This is a genomic window from Shewanella goraebulensis (genome assembly GCF_030252245.1).
In the GTDB taxonomy this organism is placed as follows: domain Bacteria; phylum Pseudomonadota; class Gammaproteobacteria; order Enterobacterales; family Shewanellaceae; genus Shewanella; species Shewanella goraebulensis.
This window is the reverse complement of record NZ_CP126972.1, coordinates 629,205-642,935: the sequence shown is the minus strand read 5'-3', so window position 1 is coordinate 642,935 and position 13,731 is coordinate 629,205. Positions and strand designations below refer to the sequence as shown.

The window sequence follows — 13,731 nt, the reverse complement described above, 5'->3', positions numbered from 1 at the left end:
ATAGTGGTTCTATGATGGCAACAAGAGTCTTAGCACAAACTGTTTACTCATAGCTCAAGTGAATACCTTTAATAAAATGAACTGCATAGCAGATAGAAGTAATAGCTATATCTAAAACAAAAAAAGCCCTACAGGGTAGGGCTTTACGGGGAGTTGGAGTCATGTTCTATAGTAAAGTTAATGCGATATGAACTAACTAGTTTTTATGCATTTTGCCACCATAGTTATTTTGTAAACTGTCTAACTTAGAACCTTGTGTATGACACTCTCCACATGCAAAACCATCTTGAAGATAAGGGTACATAAAGGTGTCTTTAGCTTCAGCATCTTGGAATTGGCCTTTCTCGTTATACAAGTCGATAGCGAAAGTATGAATCCGAATGTCGCCTACTTTGTTTCCTTGATCATTTGTAAATGACACCGCATTTTTCACTACATCAGGCATATGACAGTCGATACACTCTTTAGCAAAGTAACCATCAGGGCCATGTCCGGCATTCATTTCTACTTTATCAGCATGACAAGTAGCACAGTCCATTTTTATCGCCCCCATGTGCTCAGGTTCATCTTGATAAACAGCTGATTTATGGCTGTCATGACAGGTACTACAAGTCATACCTGCATTATATTTAGCACTCATAATGTCACCATTATCTGGATCTATTCCCATAAACTCATCATGGCCTTGGTGATGACGTGGTAAGCCACTTCTTACAGCAACTCTAGCACCAAACTCTGGGCCTTCAGGAAATGCTTTATTAAATCCACTAGTGTAATCATTACCTGCATTTCGGTCGCCATCACGGGTATGACACTCAGCACAGTGCATGGCTTCACCATAACCCATAGTGTCAGACTTTAATGAAGCGGTTGTTCGCGGTGTCGCTTTACGAACGATATCACTTGGGTTACCAGTATTTGAATGAGTTAAACCTGCACCATGACAAGCTTCACATTGAACCCCGGCCTCAAAGAATGTGCCATGTACTCCTGGTAAATCATCCTGCTTTTGCGCATATAAACCTTCTGAATATGGTTTCCAACCTGTGTTATGACAATTACCACAGGTATAGGGTTTATCAACTGAGCCACCGTTATAGTTGACCATGACTTGATCATCTAACCCTAAGTCCTCCGCATGAATATTAAATTGTGCTTCACTACCAGTTAGAATATAGCCATCTTTGTCTAACCAACGATACTTCCAAGCAAAACCACCTGAGGTGTATGTGACATCGGCATAGGATTCAGGTTTACCTAACGTATTATCAGTTGACTCAGAAGAAGCGAGCAGTTTATCAATGGCACCATCAACACTAGAGTATGGGAAGGCAGGCGTTTCATCATTAGCAATTTTACTTATCTTAAAGTTATGGCCATGAAGTTGATGACTAGAAATATCATTAAATGGACTGCCTTCACCATGACAATCTAAACAACGTTGAGTACCTACATACATCGCCTCGTTAGCAGTAACGATGATTTCGGCAGTGGCTTCATCAATGCCATCTGTCACGGTATAGGTAATAGTAATCTCACCCGCTTGAAACTCAGGATTAATTTGAATCAAGTTGTCATCGAGTAAGCTGAGTTCTCCTTTATCCGCGATCGCAGATACCAAACTAAGTACATCCCCTTCATCTGCATCAGAGGCATGTAGCATAGGATTAATGATCAACGTACGGTTAGCATCTGTAATTCGCAGTGCATTTTCTGCTACTGGCGGAGTATTATTGGGTGGTGTGACAGGTTTATCATCTGAATCGTCACTACCACAAGCACATAGCATGGTAACCATGCTTGCTAGCAACAGTGTTTTACTTGGAATATGTGTATTCATTATTCATCCTCTAAATGGTATCTCGATTGCGTCGCATAGAGCTGCAATTGATATGTCTCTTTGGACATACGCGAAGTATTCGCTTAATACTCATAAAGGGATAGATAACTGAATTTCACAGGCACATCATTCTTGTGAACTTTTATTATCAAAAATAAATTAACACTATGAATTTATTAACTTATAAACAGTTAAGATAAGTTGTGATTTTGTAGAACAAACTGACCTGTATTTGTCAAAATGTAGACCTTGTTCTCATTTTGTGTAACCAAACCCGCCTTTTTTAGCTGCCGTAAATGAAAATTAAATTTAGTATGATCTTCAACTCCGACCAAACGACACAAATCCATAAACTTAAGTTTTTTATGGCTCCCAAGCTGCTTTAATGTATCTCTTCTTAGGCTGTTTGCTAGTGCTGAATACACACTGTCTGGATCAATATCACTGGTGCTTTTAAGCAATTGCTTTTCTTGAATACTTCGCTTGATAGTGACGACCAATTCCACACTATTAAACGGTTTGGTTATAACGCTATCGGCACCTTTTTTCATCGCATCAACTGCAGTATCGACAGTGGCATACGCTGTCACGATAACAACAGCCATAAAAGCATTTAACTGACGTAAATTAGATATCGCCTCAACACCCGTCATGCCTGACATCACTAAGTCCAGTAGCGCAATATCATAGCTTTGCTGCTCACAGGCAATAATGGCAGCTTCAGCGCTGTCGACATCTGTGACTTGATAACCTTCAAGCTCAAGAATATCCACCATATTTCTACGAAGTTCATGATCGTCTTCAGCAATCAGTATTCTAATCATTGGTGTTACTCCTTGAAGGAAACTCTATTAGCACTCTTGTGCCGACGTCTTTAGCACTCATAAACTTCATCCAGCCATGGTGGTTACTCACAATTTGCTCACAAATGGCCAAGCCAAGTCCGGTTCCTTTACCTATGGGCTTTGTTGAATAAAAGAGTTCAGTCGCTCTTTTCAACGTAGATTCATCCATTCCTTCTCCATAGTCCCTGACTTCTATAACGACTCCAGACTCGTCAGCCACGACCCTAATATCGATGCTTCCAGAATGCCCGCTCGCGTCCATCGCGTTATTCAGCAAGTTTATAAGTAACTCTTCTAATTTTACTTTCTGGCCAATAACCACTGCTTTTGAATCACAATGAACCGACAACGAGTAACCTGACAGTTTGTGGCTCAATAACTGTTTCGCACCTGTAATCACATCACAAATAAAAACCTTACGAGTATCAGTTAAATCTGAACGAGCATAAGTCAGTAGCTCTTTACTAATGATTGATGCTCTATCAATACCTAGTCGAGCCCGTTGGATGTAATCAGATAAATCTGATTGTGGCTGAGGCATTTTTCTTTCAAGTAAATCTAGCGCCAACATTGATGAAGCTAATGGGTTATTAATTTCATGCGCTACCCCCATTGCTAAATGACCGATAGCTTTATATTTATCAGCTTCTATAGCGCGTTTTAATTTCGCCTCTGTGGCAGCTTCTTTTTCAATATCAAAAATTTTAAGTGCTTTATACAAAGTCACTAACACAAGGCCTGCTGCTATTGTTCTAAATATGGGTACACTTGAATGAAAACTTGTAGGAATAAGTCCTGCAAGAACACCGTAAAGAAATAAGCCAAAGCCAGTAGCAATAAAATATTGCCCATATTCGTGGTTGTCTTGACGTAATTGATAGCCGTAAATTGCAATACCAATACCTGCGAGAGTGGCGCTTCCAAAGCCTAGCAGTACTCTTGTATAACTGGCGACTTCTGAAAAGGTATCTGCAAGTATTGATGTTCCTTGGTAAAAGAACAGCATGACCAGTGTGTATGTAATGACTATTAACCCAATAAGTAGCTGACCGAACTTTGAATAAGGTTTAGGAATAATTCGAAATAACAACCAAGCAAAGATCATTAAACCAGCAAAAGACAGGGATAATTTTATCAGCCTCAACCATTGCACAATATATTGGTATTGAGCGGGTAAATCATCCTGAAACAAAATGACATAAAGTTCAGACCACTCATGGAAGGCATGAGAAAAACCAAACAAGGCTAAAGCCCAAAGTGTTGAAGAAATTGACAACTGGCTATATTTAAAATGACGAAATACCACTACGCAGCCAATCGCAAAAAATACGAGACCGTAAAAGAGGTAAATATTAAAAGTGATAAATGTTGCCATGACAGCACAGTAGCAGTTATACCAAACAGAATAAGTGATCAGGCTGGCAATAGAATGAGCCTAAGACATAATTTATTGTGAACTTTTGAGCAACTTCAAACATAAAAAAGCCGTGCTAAAAAGCACGGCTTTATAAATTGGTCATTAAGCCTCAGTTTAACTCACACGAACAACTTTGCCGCCTAAGCCTGCAAACTTATCTTCGATATGTTCGTAGCCGCGGTCTAAATGATAAATACGATCTACAGTTGTGATCCCATCAGCCATTAAACCTGCGATAACTAGACTCGCAGAAGCGCGTAAATCAGTCGCCATCACTTGGGCACCATTCATGCGTTCAATACCTTTGATGATGCAGGTATTACCTTCAAGTTCCATATCAGCGCCCATGCGGCTTAGCTCAGGTACATGCATAAAACGATTTTCGAAAATCGTTTCGGTCACATGACTTGTACCTTCTGCTAGCACATTTAACACGCAAAACTGAGCTTGCATATCAGTTGGGAATGCTGGATACGGCGCTGTTTTAATATTGACAGCTTTTGGACGTTTACCCTGCATATCAAGCTCAATCCAATCTTTACCTGTGGTGATTTTCGCCCCTGCATCTTCAAGCTTAGCTAGGACAGCTTCAAGTGAAGAAGGGTCTGCATCAACACAACGAATACTTCCACGAGTAACTGCTGCAGCAACTAAAAAAGAGCCTGTTTCGATGCGGTCAGGCATCACTCTGTGCTCACAACCCGATAAACGCTCAACACCTTCGATGTGCAAGGTTGCTGTGCCAACACCAGAAATTTTCGCGCCCATGGCAATTAAGCAATGCGCGAGATCATTAATTTCAGGCTCACGCGCTGCATTTTCAATAATGGTGACGCCATCAGCAAGAGTTGCAGCCATCAGTAAGTTTTCAGTCGCACCGACGCTGACCATATCCATAAAGATATGAGCGCCTTTAAGACGGCCATCAACTCGAGCTTTGATGTAACCTTCTTTCACTTCAATCTTAGCGCCCATTTGCTCTAAGCCTTGTAAGTGAAGGTTCACTGGACGTGCGCCAATAGCACAACCGCCAGGTAATGATACATCTGCAGTGCCAAATCTAGCTAATAACGGGCCTAAGATTAAAATAGAGGCACGCATGGTTTTAACTAAATCATAAGGAGCACAAAACTCATTTAAGTTTTGAGTCGAAATGCAATATTTGCTATCGCCTAACTCGGTGACTTCTGCGCCCAAACAACGTAATAACTTACACGTTGTGTTGACGTCACGAAGGCTCGGTACGTTAGATACGACAAAGTCAGTCTCAGCGAGCACACCAGCAAATAAAATTGGCAATGCAGCATTTTTCGCACCAGAAATGGTGACATCTCCAGCAAGGGGCTGACTGGCTTGAATTGTTAATTTATCCACACTTACTCTCTGAATTACATATTAAATAGTTTTTCACGCTTCCACTGAGTCGGCGTAAAAGTTTTGATCGTCAGCGCGTGCAACTCACCACTAGCAATGTGCTCATTCAATGGTGCGTAAATCGTTTGTTGTTGCTTTACTTTGCTCATGCCGTCAAAACATTCGCCTACGGCAACGACCTTATAATGACTGCCATCTGAAGTGACGTGTACTTCGTCAATGGTTAATGCGTCTGATAAAATTTGCTCGATTACTTTGCAATCCATGGAATTTGCTACCTTAAATTCAATGCTAGTTTTCTAGAAAAAAGGATTCTAAATCATATAACTCAATGAGTCTTTTTAGATGTTGACTCGGATTTGCCAATGTCCTTGGCTGAGTGGTGCTTTTACTGCAATTACCTAAGCATATTAGCTCAAGTAAAAATGCGACGCCTGCGCTGTCGGCATACTCTAAAGCAGACAAGTCTAACACTTGGGTGCTATCAGTAAACAACTGTTGTCGTTTTGGCCATAAATCGATGACCTCTGTTTGCCTTAATTGCCCTTTAATTTCACAAGTGTCACCTTGTTGTAAAAACTCAATCACGCAGCATTTTCCTTATCCTGTTTGTAATTGATTTCTTGCTGGGTTCGCTCAATCAACAAATCAATCACTGAATCCACTCCTTGTTGGCGAATCAAGTTCGAGATTTCTGATTGCTTTGACGCTAACAAACTAACTCCTTCAGCCACTAAATCGAAAGCTTTCCAACTGTCATCTTTAAGGCGTCTTGCTTTAAACATCACTTTAATTGGTGGGCGACCTTCTTCGATAATTTGCACATTTACATCTACAAATTTTTCATCAGTGAAATCACTGGGCGGCGAAAATTGGACTTTTTGATTGGTATATTCGGTAAAGGCTTGGGCATATGTTGCAACGAGGTATCCTTCGAAAGCTTCAACAAAACGTTTTCGCTGCTCTGGGGTAGTATCACGTAAATACTGCCCCATCACCTTATATGCTGCATATTTATAATCGACATAAGGCATTAGCTCTTCGCGAACAATGACTTTTAAATAACCTAAATCGGCATCAATCAAGGCTTTATCCGCGGTAAAACGATCGAAGGTTTTATTAGAGACTTGCTGAACAAGTTTAAAAGGATCATGAGTATCAATCTCTTCAGCCGCAACTGCAACCAAAGCAAATAGACTTGCAGAGATAAAAATAACACTTCGTATAAACGGTTTTAATAATTGGCTCATTTGACTCTCCTACTAATCCTTTGAAGAAACGCTATAAAGTAACTGCCCAATCAAATCTTCTAAAATAAGAGCTGAACGTGTGTCATGCACCCTGTCACCGTCACTGAGCATTTCAATGTCATCATCCATAAAACCAGGCGTCAGCCCTAAAAATTGCTCACCCAATAAACCTGAAGTCAAAATCGATAAACTGCTGGTTTCAGGAAATTGATCATATCGCTTATTCATCGTCAACGTGACCACAGGTACTAACTTTTTGGTGTCTAAGGTAATATCTGTAACTCGACCAACAACAACGCCTCCCACCTTAACAGGCGAGCGAACTTTTAATCCGCCGATATTGTTAAACTCAGCTCTTAAAGTATAGGTCGCTTGATTGGGTTTGAGCTCAACATTGGCAACGTTAAACACCAGCACACAAAAAGCTACCAAACCCGATAGCAAAAACAACCCAACTAATAATTCTACTTTCCTTGTCAACATACGCTTCAACCACTTAATTAATGAATGCGAAAAAACCTTACTGACCAAACATAATTGCTGTCAGCAAAAAGTCGAGTGCGAGTACAGCTAAGCTTGCTTGAACAACTGTCGAAGTTGTCGCTTTACTAATCCCTTCTGGGTTTGGGGCAACTTCATAACCTCGATATAAGGCAATCCAAGTCACAACCACACCAAATAGGACACTTTTGATTAAACAATTCACAATATCTTGGCGCCACTCAATAGACGCTTGTAGGATTGACCAAAAAGACCCGCTATCGATGCCTTTCCATTCAACGCCCACTAGATGCCCACCCAATATTCCTACCAGACAAAACATCATGGTAAGTAAAGGAACACTTATCACTCCTGCCCAAAAGCGCGGAGCAATCACTTGTCTTAAAGGATCAACTGCCATCATTTCTAAGCTAGACAATTGCTCGGTTGATTTCATCAAACCTATTTCTGCAGTCAGCGCAGAACCTGCCCGCCCTGCAAACAACAATGCAGTGACCACTGGGCCTAATTCCCGCAACAAGCTTAGCGCGACCATAGGCCCTAAGCTTTCAACTGTGCCGAAATCTGCTAATACTGTATAACCTTGAAGCGCCAATACCATGCCGATAAAAAGACCCGACACAATAATAATCACCATCGAACGGACACCAAGCACATACATTTGCTTAGTCAGTAACGGCAAGCCTTTGGCGATATTAGGCACATTCATAATCGCGCCCCAAAGCATCAAACCCGCACGACCTAATCCAGCTATAACATCTAGTGCATAACGACCAATATTGGCAATATTATTAACGATTCCCACTTAGCATCTCCTGTTGATAGTCTTCAGCTGGGAAATGAAATGGAACTGGGCCATCTGGTCGACCATTTATAAACTGTTCAATTTGTGGGTTATTTGATCCACGTAACTCATCTGGCGTTCCTGAGGCAATCACTTTCTTTTCAGCGATGACATAAACGTAATCGGCAATGCTGAGTACCGCATCTACGTCATGGGAAACCACTACAGAGGTTAATTTTAAGGTACTAGAAAGCTCGCTGATGAGTTTAACCAACATGCCCATTGAAATCGGGTCTTGACCGGCAAAGGGTTCATCATAAAGAATCATTTCTGGCTCAAGGGCTATAGCACGGGCTAATGCAGCTCGCCTTTGCATGCCACCAGATAATTCATTGGGGTTCATGTGAGCAGCGCCTCGCAAACCAACCGCTTGCAGCTTCATCATCACCACTTTACGAATAATGCTTTCAGATAAACCTGAGTGTTCTCGCAGCGTAAATGCAACGTTATCAAACACATCCATATCAGTGAATAAAGCGCCGCTTTGAAATAACATGCTCATGCGTTTACGCAGCTCAAATAATTGCTGACGTTTGAGTTGGTGAATATTTTCACCACTAAATAACACTTCACCACTGTCCGGTGTTAATTGGCCGCCAATCAACTTAAGCAGAGTCGTTTTACCGATACCACTAGGGCCCATAATTGCGGTCACTTTCCCTTTGGGAATGCTCAAGCAAATATCATCAAAAATGACACGTGAACCACGACTGAATTTCATATGACGAATTTCAACCAAAGGTGGAGATATGTTTAATAAACTAGGATCTGACATAGAGGAAATAATAGCCTTCCTGGCCCGTTAGATGTAGATCTGAATTGTACGAAATTGTGTAAGAACCTACAACAAATCAATCACCATGAGTTACAATCCACAACAATTATCGCATCAGCTCATATTTTTGTTAAAATTCTACTTAAATATCGCTATCAACACATTTTTTGGAAAAACATGTTTTTTAATATCTTGATGCTAATCGCTGGTTTAGGCGTTTTAGTTTGGAGCGCTGACCGCTTCGTATATGGCGCTGCCGCGTTTGCTCGAAACCTTGGTTTGCCGCCAATGCTAATTGGTTTAACAATTGTGGCAATGGGAAGCTCTGCTCCCGAAATGTTTGTTGCTGCAACAGCATCAATGGAAGGCATGAGCAATACCGCAGTTGGTAATGTCCTTGGCTCTAACGTTGCTAACATCACTCTTATTCTTGGTATTACTGCATTACTTGGCGCCATATCTGTTAGTTCGCAGACCCTAAAACGCGAAATACCATTAATGTTGGCAGCAACCGTTTTAGCTGGCTATCTCATCCATGACGGCATGTTAACGCGATTAGAAGGCGGGATATTATTGGTCGCCTTTTTCGCCTTAATGGGCTATTTCATTTGGCAAGCCATGAGAAATAAACAAATTGATCCATTATCTGACGAATCTGATGCAGAGATCCCTAAAAATGTACCCACATTACATGCTATTATCTGGATAATTGTAGGCATGATACTGTTACCGCTTTCAGCTGACTGGATGGTGACTGGCGCTGTCGGCATTGCCAAAACATTTGGATTGTCGGATTTAGTCATTGGTTTAACCATTATTGCTGTCGGCACTAGCTTGCCTGAACTTGCAGCATGTATAGCTGGGGTACTTAAAAAAGAAGATGATTTAGCAATAGGTAATATTGTTGGGTCAAACTTATTTAATATTTTAGCAGTATTGGCAATACCAGGACTTATCGCACCTGGTGAAATTGATGCTCATGCCAGCAGCCGAGATTTTTATATGGTGCTGGGTACCAGTACCGCATTAGCTGTTCTAGTTTTATCCAGTGGCGCCAAAAAGCAGCTTACTCGCTGGCATGGCGCCATTTTATTAGTCGTCTTTATTGCGTACCAGATTGTCTTATTTCAATCTCAATAACGGGGCATAAAGATTTTTATCTCACCAATGCTAATGTTCGATTAGCATTGGAACAGAGCGAGAGACCTATGATAGATCAGAAACAATTGCGTCAATGGGGCCGTCAGGTCATCGATATCGAGAAAACGGCTTTAGATAATCTATATCAGTACGTTGATTCCGATGCTTTTGGACAAGCTTGTGAACTAATTTTGCAGTGCAAAGGCAAAGTTATTGTTATGGGTATGGGCAAATCTGGCCATATCGGCAATAAGATTTCAGCGACTCTTGCCAGTACTGGCACTCCTGCGTTTTTTGTTCACCCAGGTGAAGCAAGCCATGGTGATTTAGGCGCTCTCGCTAAAAACGATATTATTCTCGCCATCTCAAACTCTGGCGAATCAAGTGAGATCCTCACTTTACTGCCTGTTATTCAACGTATGGGCGTACCGGTTATTGCAATAACCGGTAAACCAGATTCGAATATGGCGCGTTTATCAAAACTGCACCTTTGTATTGAAGTACCGGAAGAGGCTTGTCCACTTGGGCTTGCACCTACATCAAGCACTACTGCAACATTAGTTATGGGCGATGCGTTAGCGGTCGCATTACTGCAAGCTAAAGGGTTTACCCGTGACGACTTTGCTTTATCGCACCCAGGTGGTTCTTTAGGGCGAAAACTGCTGTTGAAAGTGTCAGATGTCATGCATCAAGGTAATGATGTTCCTCAAGTTAACAGTCATGTGTGTATCACTGAATCTTTATACGAAATTTCAAATAAAGGTTTAGGCATGACAGCTGTCACCGATGATGACGGTAAACTTGTGGGTATTTTTACTGACGGAGATTTACGCCGAGTGATTGATGCAGAAAAGAATTTACGTACAACCGCCATTGCCGACGTTATGACGCCAAACTGCATTACAATTAGTGCAGATATTTTAGCAGCGCAAGCCCTACAGGTAATGGATGAAAAAAGCATAAACGGCTTAATCGTTGTTGACAGCAATCAGCACCCTGTCGGCGCACTTAACATGCTAGACATGGTCAAAGCAGGAGTCATTTAATATGTCAGATACACAAGTTCATCAAGGTTTATATGGCCCTGTTAGTGATGACATTTGGCAACGCGCTAAAAAAATCAAACTACTCATCTGCGATGTTGATGGTGTATTTTCCGACGGCCGAATTTATTTAAGTAATGCCGGTGAAGAACTCAAAGCTTTTCATACTCGCGATGGTTATGGCGTTCGTTCAATTTTAACCAGTGGCATTAATGTTGCCGTTATTACGGGGCGTAAATCGGCCATTGTTGAAAATCGCATGACTGCTTTAGGTGTCAGCCACATTTATCAAGGTGTCGACGATAAACTCACTCCGTTTAAAGACTTACTGAGTATTTATAATGTTAAACCTGACGAGGTCGCCTATATCGGTGACGACATGGTCGACTTACCTGTCATGAAAGAAGTCGGATTAGCGGTATGTGTGGCTGATGGACACCCATATGTAAAACGTCATTGCCAAATGATTACTAGTATCAATGGTGGTAACGGAGCACTACGAGAGTTAACCGATTTACTGTTAGTGAGCCAAGATAAATTCGAAACTGCCCATGGAATGAGTATATGAGCCGCACCACACTGGCCATACTAGCCTTTTTTGGCGCTGCACTAATTTTATATTGGCAAGTCCAAGTAAAACGCAGTGCCATGGAAGCCACTAAGCTGCCAGATCCTGCTCGTCCAGAATTTATCGCTAACGATTTACGCAGTACTGAATTTAACGAGCAAGGCTTAGTCCAAAGTCGCGTTTCAGCTAAACACATGGAACATTTTCAGCAGACAAATGAAACCTTGTTCACTGAACCTGTTTATCTTGTATATCCAGAAAATGGTGAAGCTGAGTGGCAATTAACTGCTGATTTAGGCAAGCTTAATAAAGAGACTGGCAAAGTAGTCCTACAAAATAATGTTATTATTGATGCAATAAACATCAATGAACCAGTACAATCGCTGACAACGAGTATGTTGGCGTTGGATTTGAACACCATGATCATGACGTCTGATCGACAAATTTATGTCTCAGGCCAAGACTTTAATATACAAGGCTTAGGCCTTTACGCTGATTTAAATGCCGAAGAATTAGAGCTTTTAAGTCAAGTAGAAGGAACGTATGAAGCAAAGTAAAAACCTTACTGTCTCAATGCATAATTTTGTAAAGATGAGTCTAGTTGGAATAAGCCTAATTGGGGCCACTAGCGTAAGCGCTAAAGAAGGTGACTTACAGCAAGAACTAAAAGTCGCTGCAGTGAGCCAGAAAGCCGACATTAAAAATAACCAAGTTATTTTCTTTGGTCCTGTCACAGTCACCCAAGGTACAATAAACATTAATGCCGATGAATTACGGGCATTTAGTGCTGAAACCGGTGGCAAAAAAACCATGATCGCCACAGGTAATCCAGCAACCTTTTCCCAAGAATTAGATGACGGTCGTATTGGTACTGCAAGTGCGAATGAAATCAAATATGAACTCGCTACTAGTATTTTGACCCTAAAAGGCAACGCTAAACTTGATCAAGCTGGCAGCCAAGTTACTGGTAACTTGATTAGCTATAATATTGATAAGCAACAATTGATTGCTGAAAGTACTGGTGATGGTAAAGATCGCGTTATTACGATTTTCCAACCAGAAAACTATCCAGATTTAAATGACTCAACAGATAATTCAGAGCAGCCTGAATTAGAATCACCAAAAGCAGAAGAGTCAGAAAAGCTCATTGAGAATCAAGCTACATCTATCAGTGAAGAGAAAACAGAAGCCAATAATGCTGAAATAACTTCTACAGACATAACAACTACTGAAGAAACTGATACTCACAAGAATAGTTCTGAATCGGCAATGCCCGTCATCGAAGTACCTGAAGCAAATATAGAGACTTCAATTGAAGGCCAACAAGTTAAAGATAAGCCAAATACAGATTCATTACCTGAAGCACCAGCGCTAGAGCAAACTCAATAATGACACAAATAACGTTAACAGCTGAAAACTTGGCGAAAAGTTATAAAAGCCGCCAAGTAGTTAAAAATGTCAGCCTGACAGTTAAAACTGGGCAAATTGTGGGGCTATTAGGGCCAAATGGCGCAGGTAAAACCACCACCTTTTATATGGTGGTTGGTTTAGTTAAAAGCGATAAAGGCCGGATATTAATTGATTCTGACGATCTCACTGCAGATCCAATGCATCTCCGCGCTCGCAAAGGCATTGGTTATTTACCACAAGAAGCCAGTATTTTTCGAAAGCTGACCGTACACGATAACATTATGGCTGTGTTACAAACCCGCAAGAGTTTAACCACAGAGCAGCGCATTGAAGAATTAGAACACTTATTAGAAGAGTTCAATATCACTCATATTCGCGATAGCCAAGGCATGGCATTATCGGGTGGTGAACGTCGCCGGGTAGAAATCGCACGCGCATTGGCAGCCAATCCTAAGTTCATTTTATTGGATGAGCCTTTCGCAGGTGTTGATCCTATCTCTGTGATAGATATCAAGAAAATTATTCAACAATTAAAAAGTCGTGGTTTAGGTGTGTTAATTACAGACCATAATGTTCGTGAAACACTTGATGTGTGTGAGCGCGCGTATATTGTCAGCCACGGTGATTTAATTGCAGAAGGCACGCCTGCTGAAATCTTAGACAATCAGCAAGTCAGGTCAGTATACTTAGGTGAGCAATTCAAGCTATAGTTAGCATTCTTTAG

At 41.2% G+C, this 13,731-nt stretch carries 15 protein-coding genes and 1 pseudogene; 6 read left to right on the top strand and 10 right to left on the bottom strand.

The window, feature by feature from the left end; all coding sequences use genetic code 11:
• Positions 1–196: 196 nt before the first annotated feature.
• From QPX86_RS02710 to QPX86_RS02665, 10 genes are all read right to left on the bottom strand, one after another.
• Entirely contained in the window at positions 197–1,840 is a 1,644-nt protein-coding gene (locus tag QPX86_RS02710; protein ID WP_220752108.1) for an Ig-like domain-containing protein, read from the bottom strand.
• Between the two features lie 191 nt (positions 1,841–2,031).
• On the bottom strand, positions 2,032–2,664 hold the full coding sequence (locus QPX86_RS02705; RefSeq protein WP_285164054.1) for a response regulator: 633 nt from the start codon (positions 2,662–2,664) through the stop codon (positions 2,032–2,034).
• On the bottom strand, positions 2,657–4,060 hold the full coding sequence (locus QPX86_RS02700) for a sensor histidine kinase (RefSeq protein WP_285164052.1): 1,404 nt from the start codon (positions 4,058–4,060) through the stop codon (positions 2,657–2,659). The genes QPX86_RS02705 and QPX86_RS02700 overlap by 8 nt, the downstream gene beginning before the upstream one ends.
• A gap of 156 nt (positions 4,061–4,216) precedes the next feature.
• The gene (murA, locus tag QPX86_RS02695) at positions 4,217–5,476 is read right to left on the bottom strand and encodes a UDP-N-acetylglucosamine 1-carboxyvinyltransferase (RefSeq protein ID WP_220752105.1); all 1,260 of its coding nucleotides are present in this window, start codon (positions 5,474–5,476) and stop codon (positions 4,217–4,219) included.
• A gap of 14 nt (positions 5,477–5,490) precedes the next feature.
• Positions 5,491–5,742 carry a BolA family protein gene (locus tag QPX86_RS02690; RefSeq protein WP_153915444.1) on the bottom strand — a complete coding sequence of 84 codons (252 nt, stop codon included), beginning with the start codon at positions 5,740–5,742 and terminating at the stop codon, positions 5,491–5,493.
• Between the two features lie 25 nt (positions 5,743–5,767).
• Positions 5,768–6,064 carry an STAS domain-containing protein gene (locus tag QPX86_RS02685; protein WP_220752104.1) on the bottom strand — a complete coding sequence of 99 codons (297 nt, stop codon included), beginning with the start codon at positions 6,062–6,064 and terminating at the stop codon, positions 5,768–5,770.
• Positions 6,061–6,726 (bottom strand): MlaC/ttg2D family ABC transporter substrate-binding protein, encoded by a 666-nt coding sequence (locus tag QPX86_RS02680; protein WP_220752103.1) that lies wholly within the window; start codon positions 6,724–6,726, stop codon positions 6,061–6,063. The genes QPX86_RS02685 and QPX86_RS02680 overlap by 4 nt, the downstream gene beginning before the upstream one ends.
• A gap of 12 nt (positions 6,727–6,738) precedes the next feature.
• Positions 6,739–7,209, bottom strand: a complete 471-nt coding sequence (mlaD, locus tag QPX86_RS02675; RefSeq protein ID WP_220752102.1) for an outer membrane lipid asymmetry maintenance protein MlaD — start codon at positions 7,207–7,209, stop codon at positions 6,739–6,741.
• 37 nt (positions 7,210–7,246) lie between these two features.
• The gene (gene mlaE / locus QPX86_RS02670; protein ID WP_220752101.1) at positions 7,247–8,032 is read right to left on the bottom strand and encodes a lipid asymmetry maintenance ABC transporter permease subunit MlaE; all 786 of its coding nucleotides are present in this window, start codon (positions 8,030–8,032) and stop codon (positions 7,247–7,249) included.
• Positions 8,019–8,846: an ATP-binding cassette domain-containing protein gene (locus QPX86_RS02665; RefSeq protein WP_285164050.1), complete on the bottom strand. Its 828-nt coding sequence runs from the start codon at positions 8,844–8,846 to the stop codon at positions 8,019–8,021. The genes mlaE and QPX86_RS02665 overlap by 14 nt, the downstream gene beginning before the upstream one ends.
• Before the next feature lie 177 nt (positions 8,847–9,023).
• Here QPX86_RS02665 and QPX86_RS02660 point away from each other — a divergent pair, with 177 nt between their 5' ends.
• From QPX86_RS02660 to lptB, 6 genes and pseudogenes are all read left to right on the top strand, one after another.
• Entirely contained in the window at positions 9,024–9,986 is a 963-nt protein-coding gene (locus QPX86_RS02660) for a calcium/sodium antiporter (protein WP_285164049.1), read from the top strand.
• Positions 9,987–10,054: 68 nt separating this feature from the next.
• Positions 10,055–11,032: a KpsF/GutQ family sugar-phosphate isomerase gene (locus QPX86_RS02655; protein WP_220752098.1), complete on the top strand. Its 978-nt coding sequence runs from the start codon at positions 10,055–10,057 to the stop codon at positions 11,030–11,032.
• A 1-nt stretch (position 11,033) separates the two neighbouring features.
• Positions 11,034–11,597: a 3-deoxy-manno-octulosonate-8-phosphatase KdsC gene (gene kdsC / locus QPX86_RS02650; RefSeq protein ID WP_285164048.1), complete on the top strand. Its 564-nt coding sequence runs from the start codon at positions 11,034–11,036 to the stop codon at positions 11,595–11,597.
• Entirely contained in the window at positions 11,594–12,154 is a 561-nt protein-coding gene (gene lptC / locus QPX86_RS02645) for an LPS export ABC transporter periplasmic protein LptC (RefSeq protein ID WP_220752096.1), read from the top strand. Before kdsC ends, lptC begins: the two co-directional genes overlap by 4 nt.
• A gap of 16 nt (positions 12,155–12,170) precedes the next feature.
• A pseudogene (gene lptA / locus QPX86_RS02640) lies at positions 12,171–12,671 on the top strand (lipopolysaccharide transport periplasmic protein LptA); the annotation flags it as partial.
• A gap of 314 nt (positions 12,672–12,985) precedes the next feature.
• On the top strand, positions 12,986–13,717 hold the full coding sequence (lptB, locus tag QPX86_RS02635; RefSeq protein ID WP_153915579.1) for an LPS export ABC transporter ATP-binding protein: 732 nt from the start codon (positions 12,986–12,988) through the stop codon (positions 13,715–13,717).
• Positions 13,718–13,731: the final 14 nt, after the last annotated feature.